This window comes from Renibacterium salmoninarum ATCC 33209, assembly GCF_000018885.1.
Classification (GTDB): domain Bacteria; phylum Actinomycetota; class Actinomycetes; order Actinomycetales; family Micrococcaceae; genus Renibacterium; species Renibacterium salmoninarum.
This window is the reverse complement of record NC_010168.1, coordinates 1,980,657-1,996,902: the sequence shown is the minus strand read 5'-3', so window position 1 is coordinate 1,996,902 and position 16,246 is coordinate 1,980,657. Positions and strand designations below refer to the sequence as shown.

The 16,246-nt window shown below is 56.9% G+C and carries 15 protein-coding genes; 4 read left to right on the top strand and 11 right to left on the bottom strand.

What is annotated here, in order from left to right:
- Positions 1–3: 3 nt before the first annotated feature.
- Both tpiA and secG read left to right on the top strand, forming a co-directional pair.
- Positions 4–819, top strand: a complete 816-nt coding sequence (tpiA, locus tag RSAL33209_RS09980) for a triose-phosphate isomerase (RefSeq protein ID WP_012245651.1) — start codon at positions 4–6, stop codon at positions 817–819.
- A 49-nt stretch (positions 820–868) separates the two neighbouring features.
- On the top strand, positions 869–1,120 hold the full coding sequence (gene secG / locus RSAL33209_RS09975; protein ID WP_041684657.1) for a preprotein translocase subunit SecG: 252 nt from the start codon (positions 869–871) through the stop codon (positions 1,118–1,120).
- Positions 1,121–1,203: 83 nt separating this feature from the next.
- Here the strand turns inward: secG and RSAL33209_RS09970 are convergent, their stop codons facing one another.
- Genes RSAL33209_RS09970 through tkt form a run of 8 tightly spaced genes read right to left on the bottom strand, consistent with a single transcriptional unit; the run spans position 1,204 to position 10,337 of the window.
- A complete protein-coding gene (locus tag RSAL33209_RS09970; RefSeq protein WP_012245649.1) occupies positions 1,204–1,677 on the bottom strand; it encodes a hypothetical protein in 474 nt (157 codons plus the stop codon).
- Positions 1,671–1,994, bottom strand: coding sequence for a hypothetical protein (locus tag RSAL33209_RS09965; RefSeq protein WP_012245648.1), 324 nt, complete (start codon positions 1,992–1,994; stop codon positions 1,671–1,673). Before RSAL33209_RS09965 ends, RSAL33209_RS09970 begins: the two co-directional genes overlap by 7 nt.
- 40 nt (positions 1,995–2,034) lie before the next feature.
- Positions 2,035–2,850: a 6-phosphogluconolactonase gene (gene pgl, locus RSAL33209_RS09960; RefSeq protein ID WP_012245647.1), complete on the bottom strand. Its 816-nt coding sequence runs from the start codon at positions 2,848–2,850 to the stop codon at positions 2,035–2,037.
- Positions 2,847–3,800, bottom strand: a complete 954-nt coding sequence (locus RSAL33209_RS09955; protein ID WP_012245646.1) for a glucose-6-phosphate dehydrogenase assembly protein OpcA — start codon at positions 3,798–3,800, stop codon at positions 2,847–2,849. Before RSAL33209_RS09955 ends, pgl begins: the two co-directional genes overlap by 4 nt.
- On the bottom strand, positions 3,797–5,347 hold the full coding sequence (zwf, locus tag RSAL33209_RS09950) for a glucose-6-phosphate dehydrogenase (protein ID WP_012245645.1): 1,551 nt from the start codon (positions 5,345–5,347) through the stop codon (positions 3,797–3,799). Before zwf ends, RSAL33209_RS09955 begins: the two co-directional genes overlap by 4 nt.
- Before the next feature lie 5 nt (positions 5,348–5,352).
- Positions 5,353–7,014: a glucose-6-phosphate isomerase gene (locus RSAL33209_RS09945; RefSeq protein ID WP_012245644.1), complete on the bottom strand. Its 1,662-nt coding sequence runs from the start codon at positions 7,012–7,014 to the stop codon at positions 5,353–5,355.
- Complete coding sequence (gene tal, locus RSAL33209_RS09940; RefSeq protein WP_012245643.1) at positions 7,014–8,138, bottom strand: transaldolase; 1,125 nt, start codon at positions 8,136–8,138, stop codon at positions 7,014–7,016. The genes RSAL33209_RS09945 and tal overlap by 1 nt, the downstream gene beginning before the upstream one ends.
- A gap of 45 nt (positions 8,139–8,183) precedes the next feature.
- The gene (gene tkt / locus RSAL33209_RS09935) at positions 8,184–10,337 is read right to left on the bottom strand and encodes a transketolase (protein ID WP_012245642.1); all 2,154 of its coding nucleotides are present in this window, start codon (positions 10,335–10,337) and stop codon (positions 8,184–8,186) included.
- Positions 10,338–10,561: 224 nt separating this feature from the next.
- Here tkt and RSAL33209_RS09930 point away from each other — a divergent pair, with 224 nt between their 5' ends.
- Positions 10,562–11,518 carry a heme o synthase gene (locus RSAL33209_RS09930; protein ID WP_012245641.1) on the top strand — a complete coding sequence of 319 codons (957 nt, stop codon included), beginning with the start codon at positions 10,562–10,564 and terminating at the stop codon, positions 11,516–11,518.
- A 9-nt stretch (positions 11,519–11,527) separates the two neighbouring features.
- Here the strand turns inward: RSAL33209_RS09930 and RSAL33209_RS09925 are convergent, their stop codons facing one another.
- The 3 genes from RSAL33209_RS09925 to RSAL33209_RS09915 are packed head-to-tail and all read right to left on the bottom strand — an operon-like array spanning position 11,528 to position 14,194.
- Entirely contained in the window at positions 11,528–12,442 is a 915-nt protein-coding gene (locus RSAL33209_RS09925; protein ID WP_012245640.1) for a COX15/CtaA family protein, read from the bottom strand.
- A gap of 1 nt (position 12,443) precedes the next feature.
- Complete coding sequence (locus RSAL33209_RS09920; protein ID WP_012245639.1) at positions 12,444–13,226, bottom strand: ABC transporter permease; 783 nt, start codon at positions 13,224–13,226, stop codon at positions 12,444–12,446.
- Positions 13,223–14,194 (bottom strand): ABC transporter ATP-binding protein, encoded by a 972-nt coding sequence (locus tag RSAL33209_RS09915; RefSeq protein ID WP_012245638.1) that lies wholly within the window; start codon positions 14,192–14,194, stop codon positions 13,223–13,225. The genes RSAL33209_RS09920 and RSAL33209_RS09915 overlap by 4 nt, the downstream gene beginning before the upstream one ends.
- A gap of 59 nt (positions 14,195–14,253) precedes the next feature.
- Here RSAL33209_RS09915 and RSAL33209_RS09910 point away from each other — a divergent pair, with 59 nt between their 5' ends.
- Positions 14,254–16,233: a penicillin-binding transpeptidase domain-containing protein gene (locus tag RSAL33209_RS09910; protein WP_012245637.1), complete on the top strand. Its 1,980-nt coding sequence runs from the start codon at positions 14,254–14,256 to the stop codon at positions 16,231–16,233.
- Positions 16,234–16,246 lie beyond the last annotated feature (13 nt).

Genomic DNA, 16,246 nt, shown 5'->3' with positions numbered 1-16,246 from the left:
GTTGTGACCACATCGACAAATGGCAAATTTGACCGCACTCCGCTCATTGCTGGCAATTGGAAGATGAACATGGACCATGTCCAGGGCATCACCTTGCTACAGAAGCTGGCCTGGACCCTCTCTGATGCGAAGCATGACTACAGTCGGGTGGAGGTAGCGGTTTTCCCGCCATCTACTGATTTGCGCGGCGTGCAAACCTTAGTCCAGGGCGACCAGCTGAAGATTGTTTATGGCGGTCAAGACTTATCGGACCAGGATTCCGGCGCATATACCGGAGATATTTCTGGCGCCTTTTTAGCCAAGCTGGGCTGCCGTTATGTTCTTGTTGGACACAGCGAGCGACGGACGATTCACCAAGAATCTGATGAACTTCTCAACCGAAAACTCAAAGCCGCCTATAAGCACAAGGTCACACCAATTCTGTGCGTCGGCGAAGGCTTAGAGATTCGGCAAGCAGGCACGCACGTTGAGCACACGCTGGCTCAGGTTCGGGCCGATGTTGCTGGATTGAGTGAGGAGCAGGCCGCAGAACTGGTCATTGCCTACGAGCCCGTCTGGGCGATTGGTACCGGAGAAGTTGCAGGTCCGCAGGACGCCCAAGAAATGTGTGCAGCGATCCGCGCCGAGCTCGTAGAACTCTTCGATCAAGCGATCGCAGATAAGATTCGGTTGCTTTACGGCGGCTCGGTTAAGGCGAATAATGTCGCGACGATCTTGCGTGAGCGCGACGTCGATGGCGTGTTGGTCGGCGGTGCGAGTTTGGAACCAGCTGAGTTTGCTAATATTGTCAGGTTCGAGTCACATCTTCTGACTGACTGAACAGTTTTTCAACCAAGCGACCAGCTTGGTTCACCGCGGAAGGGCTACTGTGCAAGTTCTCACCATCATCCTGCAGATTCTGCTGGGCATTACATCGTTGTTGCTCACCCTGCTGATCCTGCTGCACAAAGGCCGCGGTGGAGGCCTTTCGGATATGTTCGGCGGCGGTATGTCGTCATCGCTGGGGTCCTCCGGCGTGGCTGAAAAGAACCTCAACCGTTTCACGGTAATTCTTGGTCTGACTTGGGGCGTTGTGATCGTTGCCCTTGGTTTGGTTATCAAGTTCTCAACGGTTGCCTGAGCTTTTCTCAACGCAGCTTCTAAAGCCCCATTTGGCCTCGGCCGAATGGGGCTTTGCTGTTGCCAGGCTAATGGGTGGCGAGCCTAGCGGTGTACTACCAGGCGACGAAACAAGGTCGCGAATGAGACCTTGGATAGGCCAATGATGATGGCAACGTCAATGCCAGCGCCAACTAACGCCGCGAAGGGATAATCAAAGAAAAATGCTGGCACCACAAACAGCAGATGGGCCAGTGTTGCATAGCGCAGTAGTTTGCCGGATCGGATCGGATTTCGCGGGTAGCAGAACACTGCCACGAGAGCGAAGACCGAATGGGCGGCGAGCAATACCAAGGCGATATGTGCTGCGGCAGGTAGCTCCGTGAGCTGACCAGCAGTGGCAAAAGCCAGCAGCACTGCGGTGCCGAGAGTCTGGACGAGGCACCAGCCAAGAATTATCGCTTTGGAGACTGTACGGCGCGGCCATTCGGCGGGGGAGAAGAAGCTGAGTTGTTCGGACCGGACGATTATCAGTCGAGCTGCGGACCAAAGCAATAGCAACGACAAATACATCAACAAAAAGGCATCACGGTAGAAATAGTCGTTTGCCCGAGTTGCAAACTTGCCGATTTCGTCAATGAAAAACCGAATCCCAGCCCGCCGAGTATCGCAATGAGCTGGCGTTTGGGTTCTTTGGCGAGCAGGCTGATCAATAATACAGCGGTGAGTCCTGCACCGCCCCAGAGCACGTGCGCAATATGGAAAAAGGCACCACCCATGCTGGGGAATCCAGTGATCACCAGAAAAAGCCTGATAGCGGCAACAGTCAGTACACTAGCGACGACGAAGGTGTCCAGGATTGCCAGTCGTTCGCTGGAGTGCTCGCCTTGCGCCATTGCACAATCCTAGCCCGAGGAAACTTAACCCGAAGGGCGCTTAGTGTGAGCCGTTGAGCATTAAGTTTTCCGGTACCTTCGCAGCTGCGTCCTGATCAATAAGCCACAGCGTCTTGGACTGGCCCGCAGGTCCAGCGGCAGGAACCTGCACTGGATTAGCTCCAGCCAGCGCCAGACCGACCGCGTCTGCTTTGTCGCTGCCAGCAGCAACCATCCAGACTTCGTGTGCGGAATTGATTGCGGGTAACGTCAGCGAGACGCGCAGCGGCGGCGGCTTAGGCGAATTCTGCACGCCAACCACCAACGAATCCTTGACCCTGATTCCGGCGATTTCGGGGAAAAGGGACGCGATATGCGCATCCGGCCCAATTCCGAGCAACAACACATCTATCTGCGGCATGGCACGCCAAAGCAAAGCCTTGGTGTCCAGATCTGCGCCGTCGTCATCATGACTTTGCGCGGCGGCAGCTTCAGCCAACTCCCGAGCATAATCAGCCGCTGATTCTTCCGGCGTGGCAAACCGATCGGGGCCACCCATCGGATGAACTCGGCTCGGGTCAACACCAATGTGCGACAGCAACGCTTCCTGAGCTTGTTGGGCATTAGTGTCTGGATCCCCGGCCGGGAGGAATCGTTCGTCACCCCACCAAAAATTGACCTTGGCCCAGTTCGCAGCCTCGCACGCAGGCGAGTCGACGATGGCTTTCAACGTAGCTATGCCCACTGTGCCGCCTGTCAGCACCACAGTGGCCTCGCCACGTTCGTTTTGGGTATCTAGAAGCTTGGTGATTATTCGTGCCGCTGTGGTGGCAGCTAGAACGTCGAAACTGGGGTGGACATTGATCCGCACGCTCATGAGGTCTGCACTTTCGCCAATGTGGACACATCCTCTGATAGCAGTTCGCGTAACCCAGTAGTGATGACCTCGCCAAATACTTCATCTGGATCAAGCCGACGAAGCTCCTCTGAAAGGCAATCTTGCAGCGAGCATCGGGGCAGCGAGATATGTTGCACTGGCTGATTCGGTTGCGTCAACGTCGCCTCCGTGGTTCCCTGGCGAAGCAGCTCCACTGAACCACCAGCGCGCTCAAGGAGTACCCTGCGGATTCCCGTACCTGCGGGATCCTCCACTACCGTGGTGGGCACCTTGAGGGCGCTATGCAACCAAGCCGCAAGGAGCAAAGTACTGGGGGAGTCGCTAGCGCCTTCAACGGTCAGCGAGAGCACCGGTTCGTCGTCGAGCTGATCGAAGGCCGCGGCCAGTTGGATTCTCCAATTGGTCAGTCGAGTCCAGGCTAGATCGGTATCGCCTTCTGCGTAGCTCTTCCTGATGTGCTCAAGAGCGGCACGAGGATCCGGTTCGTTTGCCGAATCGGTGATCCGGCGATGGGCTATCTTGCCGATCGAAGTTTGCGAAGCGACTTCGGGGATCCCGTGCGGCCACCAAGCCACAATCGGAGCATCGGGCAAGAGCAATGCAGATACCAATGATTCGCTTTGCGAACAGAGCTCGCCATAGCCGTGTAGCACGATCACTTCGGATGCGCCGGCGTCGCCGCCAACTCGGATTTGGGCATCCAATCGAGTGGCTTCATCGGTGCCGCCCTCGGCAAGCACGATGATCCGACAAGGGTGCTCACGGCTAGCCAAGTTGGCGGCCTCAATGGCCTCTTCTTCATAGCCGCTACGGGTTAGTACGACGAGCGTTAACACTCGACCCAAGGTAACTACGCCACCTTGCTCCCGCATCGATTGGATCTCCTTAGAGACCTTTGACGTAGTGGTGTTGGGCAGATCGACAATCACGGCCTTCTCCAGCTTCGTCCGTCGCGGCTTAGTAATTCATCTGCTGAGGCTGGTCCCCAGCTTCCTGGCGCATAGCCTTCGGGCTGTTTGTTTTCTTTGGACCAAAACTCTTCGAAAGGATCAAGGATCTTCCAAGACAGCTCAACTTCTTGGTGCCGTGGGAAAAGCGGTGGTTCGCCCAATAGCACGTCCAAAATGAGCCGTTCGTAAGCTTCGGGACTGGACTCAGTAAAGGCATGTCCGTAACCAAAGTCCATCGTGACATCACGGACCTCCATTTGAGTACCAGGTACTTTTGAACCGAACCTAATAGTCACGCCTTCATCTGGCTGCACCCGGATGACTACCGAATTTTGGCCAAACTCGTCTTCACTGTGATCGGTAAACAGCAGGTTCGGTGCGCGTTTGAACATCACCGCAATTTCGGTGACTCGGCGACCCAACCGTTTTCCGGTGCGCAAATAAAATGGTGCACCGGCCCAGCGTCGCGTGTTGATATCCAGCCGCACCGCTGCGTAGGTTTCCGTGGTTGTATCGGCAGGAATTCCGTCTTCTTCCAAGTAGCTCTGTACCTTCTCGCCGCCCTGCCAACCGCCAGTAAATTGCCCGCGAGCTGAATGCCCAGAGAGATCTGCAGGCAGCTTGACGGCGGCTAATACCTTTTCTTTTTCCGCACGCAGGTCTTCAGCATTGAAAGAAATAGGCTCTTCCATTGCCGTGAGTGCCAGCAATTGCAAAAGGTGGTTCTGGATCACATCACGCGCTGCGCCGACGCCGTCGTAGTAGCCCGCCCGACCCCCGGTGCCAATATCTTCGGCCATCGTGATTTGCACGTGGTCAACATATTTGGCATTCCACAATGGTTCAAAGAGTTGGTTTGCAAAGCGCAGTGCCAAGAGGTTCTGCACGGTCTCTTTGCCCAGGTAATGATCAATCCGGAAGACCGCATCAGGCGGGAAGACAGATTCGACGACGTCGTTCAGTGCGCGCGCCGAAGCTAGGTCGTGGCCAAATGGCTTTTCAATCACGACTCGACGCCAGTGTCCAGCGGACGACTGCGCCAAGCCGTGGGCGGAGAGCTGTCGGCACACCAGCTCGAATGCTTTCGGCGGAATCGAAAGGTAAAAGGCGTGATTACCTCGGGTGCCGCGATCTGCATCTAGCTCGTCAAGGGTGTCCTTGAGTTTCTGAAAGGCTTCGTCGTCGTCAAACTCGCCCTGAACAAAGCGAATCCCTTCGGCCAGCTGGTTCCAAACTGCCTCATCAAAGGGCGTACGTGAATGTTCCTTGACGGCAGCTTTCACCTCTTGCGCGAAGTCTTCGTTTTCCCACTGCCTGCGGGCAAAACCGACCAGTGCGAAACTGAGCGGTAGCAAACCGCGGTTCGCCAGGTCGTAGACCGCGGGCATCAATTTCTTGCGGGACAAATCTCCAGTGACGCCGAAAATTACCAGCGATGATGGCCCTGCAACCCGCGAAAGGCGACGATCGCGCGCGTCCCGTAGGGGATTCGTGCGGCGGCTGCCGTTCGATTCAGAATCAGACATCTAACTCAGCGCTCGTTGTTCGGCCGTGCGGTATTTTGCAATTGCGCTATGACCGATTCCAACTGAGCGACGCCGTCGGCGCGTTCGGTGAGATGAAGTCGCAGCACCGGTCGGCCATGGTCGGAGAGCACTTGCGCATCACCGGCAGCCTGGGCTTCGATGAGCTCACCGAAGCTGAACGGGCGATCCGGAATTGCCAGATCATTTGTCGCAGCGGCGGTAATTTGCAAGAACACGCCAACTGCTGGCCCGCCCTTATGGAATTGGCCTGTTGAGTGCAAGAAGCGTGGCCCCCAGCCGAAGGTCACGGGTCGTCCGGTAACGGCAGCAAGCTGATCTGCTACGCCAGCCAGCGAAGCGTGCGTGATCCGGTCCAGATAAGCCTGGACGCTGAGGTAGCCGTCGGAGCCAAGCTGGCCAAAAAGCGCTTCGAGCGCTTGTTCGAGGGTTGTCGCAGAGCTGAGCCATTCCGCCGTAGCGGGCAACGAGCGCACTTCAATGGCGCCATCGGTGAAGTTAGCTGCTACTGGTTCTGGTCGGGCGTCCAAAAGACCGCGCGCGGCTTTCTTAGCAGCTTCAACATCAGGCTGATCGAAGGGATTGATGCCCAATAGCCGTCCAGCAACCACCACAGCGAATTCCCACAGCATCATCTGTGCACCGAGACCACCCTGCGCTGAATCAACGCTGAGCACAACCTGATTTCCGCTTGCTTCAGCGTCGGATTCCGCTCCGACCAAACGGACGACCAGAATGTCTTCTGCGCCGGAACTTACTTCGGGGGAGTCCATGGTGGCGACAACCGGTAGCACTCCGGTGCCGAGCTTTCCAGTGGATTCAGCAATGAGCTGTTCTGCCCAATCTGCAAATCCAACGATTCCGGAGCCTTCGTCCACAATCACAATTTTGTTCCGCAGCGGATTGGTGCTGCCCAGAGCGCTGCCTAGGGCCAAACCAATGTTGTCCTCGGCGTCATCACGAAGCACTTCACCGGCTTCTTCGGCTTCATCCAGTAATTGCTGAATGTCAACGCCAGCCAGGCCTGAAGGCACCAAGCCAAAAGCAGTGAGGGCCGAGTAGCGGCCGCCTACGTTTGGGTCAGCGTTGAAGACCGCGCGATAACCGGCCTCGCGAGCTGACGCATCTAGCGGGGAGCCCGGATCCGTGACCACGATGATGCGGCGTTTAGCATCAATGCCGGCCGCGCTGAATTCCTGCTCAAAAATTCGACGCTGCGAGTCAGTTTCCAAAGTAGAGCCGGACTTCGAAGAAACCACCAACGCAGTCTGTGCCAACCGGTCCTGTACGGCGCCCCGAACCTGCTCCGGATCCGTCGAATCCAGAACCGTCAACTCCACGCCAGCGGTCTTCGTGATCACTTCGGGTGCCAAGGACGAGCCGCCCATGCCAGCCAAGACAATGTGCGTAACGCCTTCGGCCTGCAGTTCTTCGCGAAGGGCAACGATCTGCGCAACCAGAGGCTGTGACACTGCAGCAGCTTCAACCCAGCCCAACCGGATCGAAGCTTCTGATTCAGCGTCCGTGCCCCACAAAGTGTGGTCTTTTGCGAAGATTCTCGAGGCGACTTTATCCGCAACTAGTGCGGGAATGTGCAAGTCAGCGGCAGCCTGAGCTGCACCCGTTGCTTCGTATCCAAGGCTCGACATTAGGACTCTGACCCCTTCGTTGCTGCTGAATTGAGCGCATCCTGGACGTGGTCAAGCAGTTCTTTCCAACTTGCCACAAACTTTTCTAGGCCTTCTTTTTCCAAGAGGGCCACGACTTCGTTATAGGAGATGCCAAGGCCTTCAAGGGCATTGAGCACGCCGTTGGCTTCGTCGTAGCGGCCGGAGATCGTATTTCCGGATACCACGCCGTGGTCTGCCGTGGCGTCGAGGGTCTTCTCCGGCATGGTGTTCACTACGTTCGGTGCAACGAGCTCGGTAACGTACAAGGTATCTGGGTACGCCGGGTCTTTGACGCCGGTAGAGGCCCAAAGCGGACGCTGCGGCAAAGCGCCAGCCTCGGCAAGTAGCGCCCAGCGCTCGGAGGAGAAAACTTCTTCAAAGACTTGGTAGGCAAGGCGCGCATTGGCCACACCGGCCTTGCCCTTGAGTGACTTTGCCTCATCAGTGTTCAAAGCGTCGAGTCGCTTATCGATTTCGGTATCTACCCGCGAAACGAAGAACGAGGCTACGGAATGAATTTGGCTCAGATCATGACCGTTAGCTTTGGCTTTTTCAATGCCTAGCAGAAACGCATTGATGACGGCCCGGTAGCGCCCCAAGGAGAAAATTAAGGTCACGTTAACACTGATGCCTGCACCGAGGGTTTCGGTGATTGCTTCGAGGCCTTCTAATGTTGCCGGAATCTTGATGTGTACATTGTCCTTGCCGACGGCAGCGTGCAGACGCTTGGCTTCCTCGATGGTGCCTTGGGTGTCCCAAGCTTTGCGTGGGTCAACCTCGATCGAAACACGGCCATCTACACCCTTGCTCGCCACCGCAATCCCAGCGAAAAAATCACAGGCGTTGGCGACGTCTTGGGTGGTGATCTGGAAAACTGCGGCTTCCACATCGGCACCCTGGGCAGCTAATTCGCTGACCTGCTGTTCGTAGGAGGTGCCTTTTGAGATCGCGGCCTGGAAAATCGAGGGATTGGTGGTGACGCCCACGACGTTTTTCTCATCAATCAGTTTTTGCAAACTGCCAGAAGTGAGTCGTTCGCGGGACAAATCATCGAGCCAGATGGAAACTCCGGCAGCTGAAAGTTCTGAGGTGTTGGTAGTCATGTCAAGCTCTCCTTGGTGGTTCGAGTGTGCCCGTTGAACAGGGCCCTAGGATGCGACTGCTGCAGAAGCTGCGGCTTGTTGTGAATCTTTTGCCGCGGCAACGACGGTTTCAACCGTGATGCCGAGCTCGGCATACAAACGCTTGTAGTCGGCCGAAGCGCCGAAGTGTTCCAGTGAGATCGAACGGCCAGAATCGCCCAAGAATTCCCGCCAAGGCATGGCAACGCCGGCTTCAACCGAAACTCTGGTCTTGACCGCCGCTGGCAGCACTGATGCACGGTATTCGGGGCTCTGAGCGTGGAACCATTCAACACAGGGCATTGACACCACTCGGGTAGGAATGCCTTCGGCCTGCAAGGTCTCACGGGCTTGAACGGCAAGCTGTACTTCAGATCCGGTAGCGATCAAAATCGCTTCCGGGGTTGCTACTGAAGCTTCACCAGCTGCGTTGATCGAGGTTGATTCGGCAAGCACATAGCCGCCCTTGAGTACGCCGTCGGCCGAAGCAAACTCGCTGGCAGTCGCGGCACCAGCAGCGCGGGCGTAGGTCGGAATATTTTGCCGAGTTAACACGATTCCGGCCGGATTGTTCCGGTTCTCCAGGATGCCCTTCCAAGCCTGGGCGACCTCGTTTGCGTCACCTGGCCGGACGACGTCGAGGCCCGGAATGGCTCGCAAGCTGGCCAGCTGCTCCACTGGTTGGTGCGTGGGGCCGTCCTCGCCCAGACCGATCGAGTCGTGTGTCCAAACGTAGATGCTGGGTACGCCCATCAGGGCGCCAAGTCGAATAGCCGGGCGCTGGTAGTCCGAGAAAATCAAGAATGTTCCGGAGAATGCGCGCGTCGGGCCACCTAAGTGGATGCCATTGACGATCGCGGCGGCAGCATGTTCGCGGATGCCGAAGTGCAGTACCCGACCGTAAGGGTTGCCGCTCCATGCGCCAGTCTGCCGGTCACTAGGAACGAACGACGGCGCGCCCTCGATTGTGGTGTTGTTTGACTCGGCCAAATCGCAAGAGCCACCCCACAGCTCGGGCAATTCACTTGCAATGGCATTGATGACCTTGCCGGAGGCCGCGCGGGTCGAGACGTCTTTGCCTGCTTCGAAGGTGGGCAAAGCGCCGGCCCAATCGGTGGGCAAAGCGCCCGATTCGATTCGGTCAAGCAATGCGGCACCGTCAGGGTTGCCGGCTTGCCAGCTGGTGAGTTCTTTATCCCAGTCAGCGTGTGCCTCTGCACCGCGTGCGGCAACTTCGCGGGCGTGCGCAAGTACCTCCGGATCGACGTCGAAAGTCTTCTCTGGGCCGAATCCCAAAACCTTCTTCAAACCAGCCACTTCTTCGGCGCCCAGCGCAGATCCGTGAATCTTGCCGGTGTTCTGCTTGGTCGGTGAAGGCCAACCAATGATGGTCCGAAGTGCGATGATCGACGGCTTAGAGGTCTCGTTTTTAGCTTCGATTAACGCGTGGTACAGGCCCTCGACGTCTTCGACGTAGTCGCCGGTCTTCGTCCAATCCACGCGCTGTACATGCCACCCGTAGGCCTCATAACGCTTGAGAACGTCTTCTGAGTAAGCAATGTCAGTATCGTCTTCAATTGAAATGTGGTTTTGATCGTAAACGACCACGAGGTTGCCGAGTTCCTGGTGCCCAGCCAACGATGAAGCCTCGCTGGTGACGCCCTCTTGCAGGTCGCCATCAGAGGCGATGACCCAAATATTGTGGTCGAAAGGGCTGGTGCCCGGAGCAGCATCTGCATCAAACAAGCCGCGCATCCGGCGCTGCGAGTACGCAAAGCCCACCGAGGAAGCCAAACCTTGACCCAAGGGGCCAGTGGTGATTTCAACGCCCTTAGTGTGTTTGTATTCCGGGTGCCCTGGAGTGAGCGCTCCCCAAGTCCGCAGCGCTTCCAGATCGCTCAGCTCCAAGCCATACCCGGAAAGGAACAACTGAATGTAAAGCGTCAGTGAACTGTGGCCTGGCGAGAGGATAAACCTGTCGCGGCCAGCCCACTGCGGGTCGCCCGGATCGTGCTTCAGTAGCCTCTGGAAGATGAGATAAGCCGCCGGAGCTAGGCTCATTGCCGTTCCGGGGTGCCCATTGCCAACTTTCTCAACCGCGTCCGCAGCCAACACTTTAATCGTGTCGACGGCCCGCTGATCGAGCGTGGTCCATGAAAATTCTTGCTGTTCCTGTGGCATCGAAAGTCAGTGCCCTTTCATACAGAAAATACGGATCCTTGAACTCCCTCCCCAGCTTAGTGCTTTAAGGCTTGGTGTAACGCCAACTGGCAACGTCTGCTGAGTCACATAGTCGGATCAGAATTGCGTGATCGAGCTGGCGGCGCAGCGTTCGAGTAAGTGCGGGTAATATTGACTAGGATTAGCATTGTCAGATCACATCTTTTGAGGTAAGTGGGGCATTCGTGCGCTTGACGCAGGCACCAGCGACCACCGCGGCAGCGGGGAACCCGCCGCACAAACTAGGTTTTGCGGCCAAAACCAAGGCTTATATCGCTTTGACGAAGCCCCGAGTGATGGAGCTTTTGCTCGTCACCACCTTGCCAACCATGATTTTTGCCGCCCGAGGGCTGCCAAATATTTGGCTTATTCTTGCCACCATGATCGGCGGCGCATTTGCTGCCGGAAGTGCCGGCGCATTCAACTGCTACATCGACCGGGACATTGACAAGATCATGCACCGGACGGAAGACCGCCCCTTGGTGACAGGTGCGGTCACCCCACGCGAAGCCTTGGTGTTCTCCTGGGCACTGGGCATTTTGTCGATAGCGATTCTCTGGTTTGGCGCAAACCCGCTGGCCGGCTTGCTGGGCATTGCGGCGATTTTCTTCTACGTGGTGGTCTACACGCTGATTTTGAAACGTCGCACCGCGCAAAATATTGTCTGGGGCGGCGTTGCTGGCTGCATGCCGGTGCTGATCGCTTGGGCAGCTGTAACTAATAAAGTCGAATGGCCCGCGATTATCTTGTTCATGGTGATCTTCTTGTGGACACCACCGCACTACTGGCCGCTCTCTATGCGCTACAGCGAGGACTACAAAGCTGCGAACGTTCCGATGCTGGGTGCGGTGGCTGGCGCACGAATCGTTTCCGTTCAGGTGGTGCTTTACACCTGGGCAATGGTGGTCTGCTCGCTTTTGCTGATCCCACTTGGGCACGCATGCATCGTCTATACCGTAGTCGCAGGGGCAGCTGGTCTCTGGTTCTTGCTCGAAGCGCATCGCCTGCATTCGAAAGCTTCACACGACACTGTGACCAATAAGAGCGCAATGAAAGTCTTCCATGGCTCAATCAGCTACTTGACGCTACTTTTCGTAGCTCTTGCCGTTGATCCCTTTGTTGGCATGCCGCTGATGGGCTAATGCCCTGCGCTAGGCCCTCCGAGAATGTAGCGCGACGTCGGCAACATTTGTGCCCGCTGCGAGCAAAGCGGCAGCGCCAAGCATGTGTAGGCCAACCAAGAGTGGCGGCAAGCCGGTGAAGTGCTGGGTGTAGCCGATGACGGCTTGCAAGACGACAGTAGCGATGAGCCATAAGCTTGCGGAGCGGAGCAAATCGCCCTTGCCGCGTTTCCAGGTCACGACGAGCAGAAGCACCGAAACCGCGACTAAAAGATAAACCGGCAGCACGTGGATTCGGGTGATGAGATCTGAATCTAAGCCGTTTCGCGGTGCATTTGCGTCACCGGCATGCGGGCCAGAGCCAGTAACCATGACACCGATGACTACCGCAATGCCGACCAAAACTGCGCTGGTTAGAGCTAGCTGACGCAGTAGCGGGCGAACGGGCTTTTGCGACGCCGGCGGCCGACCGTAGGCTCGATTGACCAAGAGCTTGGCGAATACCACTAGTGCGGACGAAACTAAGAAGTGCAAGCCCACTACCCAAGGGTTGAGCTTTGTCAGGACCGAAAGACCGCCGATGATGGCTTGAGCCGGAATGCTGGCAAGAAGTCCAAACGCCAACCAAAACAGATCTTTGCGTTCTTTGCGCAAGTTCCAAAGAAAGACCAGCATCGACACGGCAATAATAGCGAGCACAAAAGTCAACGCACGATTGCCGAATTCAATGATTCCGTGGATGCCCATTTCAGGGGTGTTGACCAATGATTCTGGCGTGCACCTGGGCCAAGTGGGGCAGCCCAAGCCGGAAGATGTTAACCGGACGGCGCCGCCTGTTCCAATCAGTACCGCCTGACCAATGAGCGAGGCAATGGCCAGACGACGGACGGTGGGGTTTACCGCCGTCGGCAATTTGGCCGTGATGGACCGGTACAAAGAACTCATCTCAACTCCATTTAAACCACTTGATCGCTGCCGCCGAAGCGAGGACAGCCCAAAGTACTAAGATCACGACGGAAAACACGTCCAGTCCGCCGCCTAAAAATGCTTGTCGCATTGAATCGCCCAATGCACCTGAGGGTAAGAAATGCACGATGTCTTGCATCATCCCGGGTAACCGGTTGGCTGGCAGCACGATGCCGCCAAGCGCGCCGAAAAGGATCCAAAGCAGATTCGCCAACGCCAAAGTTGCTTCCGGACGAGCGGTACCGGCGATCAGTAAACCCAAGGAGCTAAAAGCTAGCGCTCCCAAGATCAGCAACGTGATGCCCAATAACAAACCCGGGAAATTAGGCTGCCAGCCCAGTAGCAGCGCAACGGCGGAAATCACCACAACCTGAATGACCAATACCGCTAGCACTGCCGCAACCTTGCCAACAATCAAACCGGTACGTCCCAGCGGCGTCGTCGAAAGAAACCGGAGCACGCCGTATCTGCGGTCAAAGCCGGTTGCGATGCCTTGCCCGGTCAGTGCGGTAGACATCGCACACAGTGCGAGCACTCCTGGCGCAGCAATGTCGATTCTGGCCTGGCCTAAATTGTCAAGGAGCGGCGTGACCGTCAGGGCAATCAGGCCCAGTAACGGCAACACGATCGCCAGCGTTAGCTGCTCGCCGTTGCGCAACATGGTCAAGGTTTCGTGGCGACCTTGTTGCAAGATGCGGCGGCCAAGCGACGCGGGTTGAGAGATAGCTGGCCGGGAAACGTTTGATGAGGTTGCCGAGTTCATGTGCCGCTCCGTTCTGCCGCAGCGGCGTTGGCAATGTCAAGGAAGACGTCTTCGAGTGAGTGCGAAGCCAAATTAATGGCACTTGGCATGACATGGTGTTCAGCCCACCAAGTTGCCAAGGCGGCTAAATCTTCCGGCAAGAGCGGTCCAGTGAGCAAATAGCTGCCTGGCCGAGTTTCCACGATGGCTACTTCTGCCCGGAGCGCGCCGCTGAAGTCCAGCGCAGCACTGGCATCGAAGGAGAAGCTGCGTTCTGCTTCAACTTTTGCGGCGTTGCTCAGCAGCTCCGGCACGGTTCCCTCGGCTACTGTTCGGCCGTCATCAATGATGTAAACGTAGTCAGCAAGCCGCTGTGCGTCGTCGAGCAGATGCGTCGTCAAAATCACGGCGAGGCCGTCAGCGCGCAGCTGTCTGATCAGATCGAAAACCAGTTGCCTTGATTGCGGGTCGAGCCCAGCGCTGGGCTCATCGAGGAAAACAACTTCTGGCCGCCCGATCAGAGCTGCGGCGAGTGCCACTCGTTGCTTTTGGCCGCCCGAAAGTCGCCGAATTGTGGTGTTGGCAAATTCGTTGATGCCCAGTTGCTCGGCCAATTCATTGACTGGCAGCGGGTTCTGATACATGCCGGCAACAAGTTCTAGCAGCTGAACCGGGCGCATTGCGGGGGGCAAGCCGCCGTCTTGAAGCATCACGCCGACTCGGGCCCGTAACGAGGCATCAGCTTTTTCTGGGTCCTGGCCAAGCAGCGAAATATTGCCACCCTGACGTCGCTGCAGGCCTTGCGCACATTCCAGTGTGGTGGTCTTACCCGCTCCGTTGCTGCCCAGAAGTACTGTGACTTGGCCGAAGTGTGCGGTGAGGGACAGATCGCTAATAACGCGTTTCATTCGTCCATCGAGCGCAGGAAATGGGCCGACGTCTTTGACTAAGCCATCTATGGTTAGGGCGGCAGCGAGGGCATCGGACACTGAAGTATTCTACGACAGGTAGTAGCGTTCCAATCGCCAAGCTTTGGCATACTAGTGGAATGCTCAATCGAAAAGCCTTAGTGATTGCCGTCTCTGTATCCGTTTCTGCCTTGACCCTGAGCGCCTGCGATAACGGGGACAACGGTGCAAAAGATGCCGCGCAAAAGCTAGCTAGCGGCTTATCCTCGCTGAATGTGAACGCGTTGTCCTTTACCGGAGCCAAAGACGGTTCCGAGGTTAATGACAAAGTCGCTGCGATGGTTAAGGCATTGGCTTCGGTGCAACCGAAAGTCAGCTTCCTCTCAGTTGATCCAGCAAAAGACTCTAAAGACCAGGTAACCGCCAAGCTCAATTACGATTGGGGTTTCAACGGCGGCACCTGGACTTACAGCACCACCGCATCGCTCAGCCGCAAAGACAGCACCTGGACCACCGCATGGTCACCGCAAATGGTTATTCCAGGATTTAAAGACGGCGACTCGCTGCATTTGCGAAGCAGCGCGCCAGCCCGAGGTCAGATTTTGGGCGACGGCGGCGAAGTTCTGGTGGAGGATCGTCCGGTGCTGCGAATCGGGATCGATAAGACAAAAGCTGATGCAGGTGTTATTGACGCTTCAGCGCGTGCACTTGCCGCTCTAGTCCAAGTTGATTTAGACGCTTATGCTAAGCAGGTTGCCGCCGCCGGACCACAAGCTTTTGTGGAAGCTCTTTCCTTGCGAGACGATGCCAGCCGAACCGTTACCGATCAGCAAATTGGCGCTATCGCCGGTGCGGTGGCGATCAAAGACAAGCTTCCACTCGCGCCAACACGCGGATTTGCGCGTCCGATTCTGGGCACCGTGGGTGAGGCGACGGCTGAATTGATCGACAAGTCCAATGGCCGAATCAAAAGCGGCGATCATACTGGGCTTAGCGGCTTGCAAGCACAGTATGACAAGCAGCTCGCTGGCACGCCTGGAATTCAGGTAGTGGAAAAAGATCCCAAGGCGGCCGCTTCGGATCAGCCCAGAGTTCTCTTCGATACTCAGTCCAAGCCGGGCGCCAACCTCACCACGACGTTGAGCAGCAAGGTTCAAAACTTAGCTGAAGGGCTTTTGGCCGATCCAGCAAATCAGGCATCGGTTTCTGCTTCGTCAATTGTGGCGATCAAGCCTTCTACCGGTGCAATTCTGGCCGCCGCTAGCGGTCCGGGCAGCAATGGCTACGATACGGCGATGCTGGGTCAGTACGCGCCGGGGTCAACATTTAAAACAATTACTTCGCTCGCGATGCTCCGAAAAGGGCAGACACCGGATTCGGTAGTGCCCTGCACTCCGACCCTTGAGGCCGGCGGCACTACCTTCAAAAACGCACCAACTTACAATGCTGCCAAACTGGGCAATGTGCCATTGCGGACGGCGTTTTCATACTCCTGCAATACCGCATTTATCTCGCAAGCCGGTGCCGTTAGCCAGGCGGAGTTGGCCTCTGCCGCTGCCTCGCTTGGCATCGGCGTGCCAACGGACGTTGGCGCTAGCAGTTACGACGGTTCGGTACCGCTGGATGGAACTCCCGCTGAGCACGCTGCTTCGATGATTGGGCAGGGTAAGGTCCAGGTTTCGCCGGTAGGGATGGCAAATATTGCCGCTAGCGTGGCTGCTGGCGCTTTGGTCAAGCCAAAGTTGGTCATCACTAATCCGACGCCGTCGGGTTCTGCTGCACCATCCAGCCCGTCCAGCCCAGCAAGCCGGGCGTCGAACTCGGCTGCTGCGACTCCGCCGGTCGCGTTGACCGCGGGGGAGACCGGTTCGTTGAAAGAACTGATGGCCGGAGTGGTCAGCGAACGAAACGCCGGACCGCTGTTGAATCTGCCGGGCGGGCAGGTCTTTGCGAAGACTGGCACCGCGGAATTCGGCACCGATACGCCGCCGAAGACGCACTCCTGGCTGATAGCGATCCAAGGTGACCTTGCAGCGGCAATGTTTATTGAAGACGGCGGGTACGCCTCCGTGGTCTTGGGACCATTGATGGCAAAGTTCCTTAACGGAATCGGCGGCTAGTTCCTCAAATAGT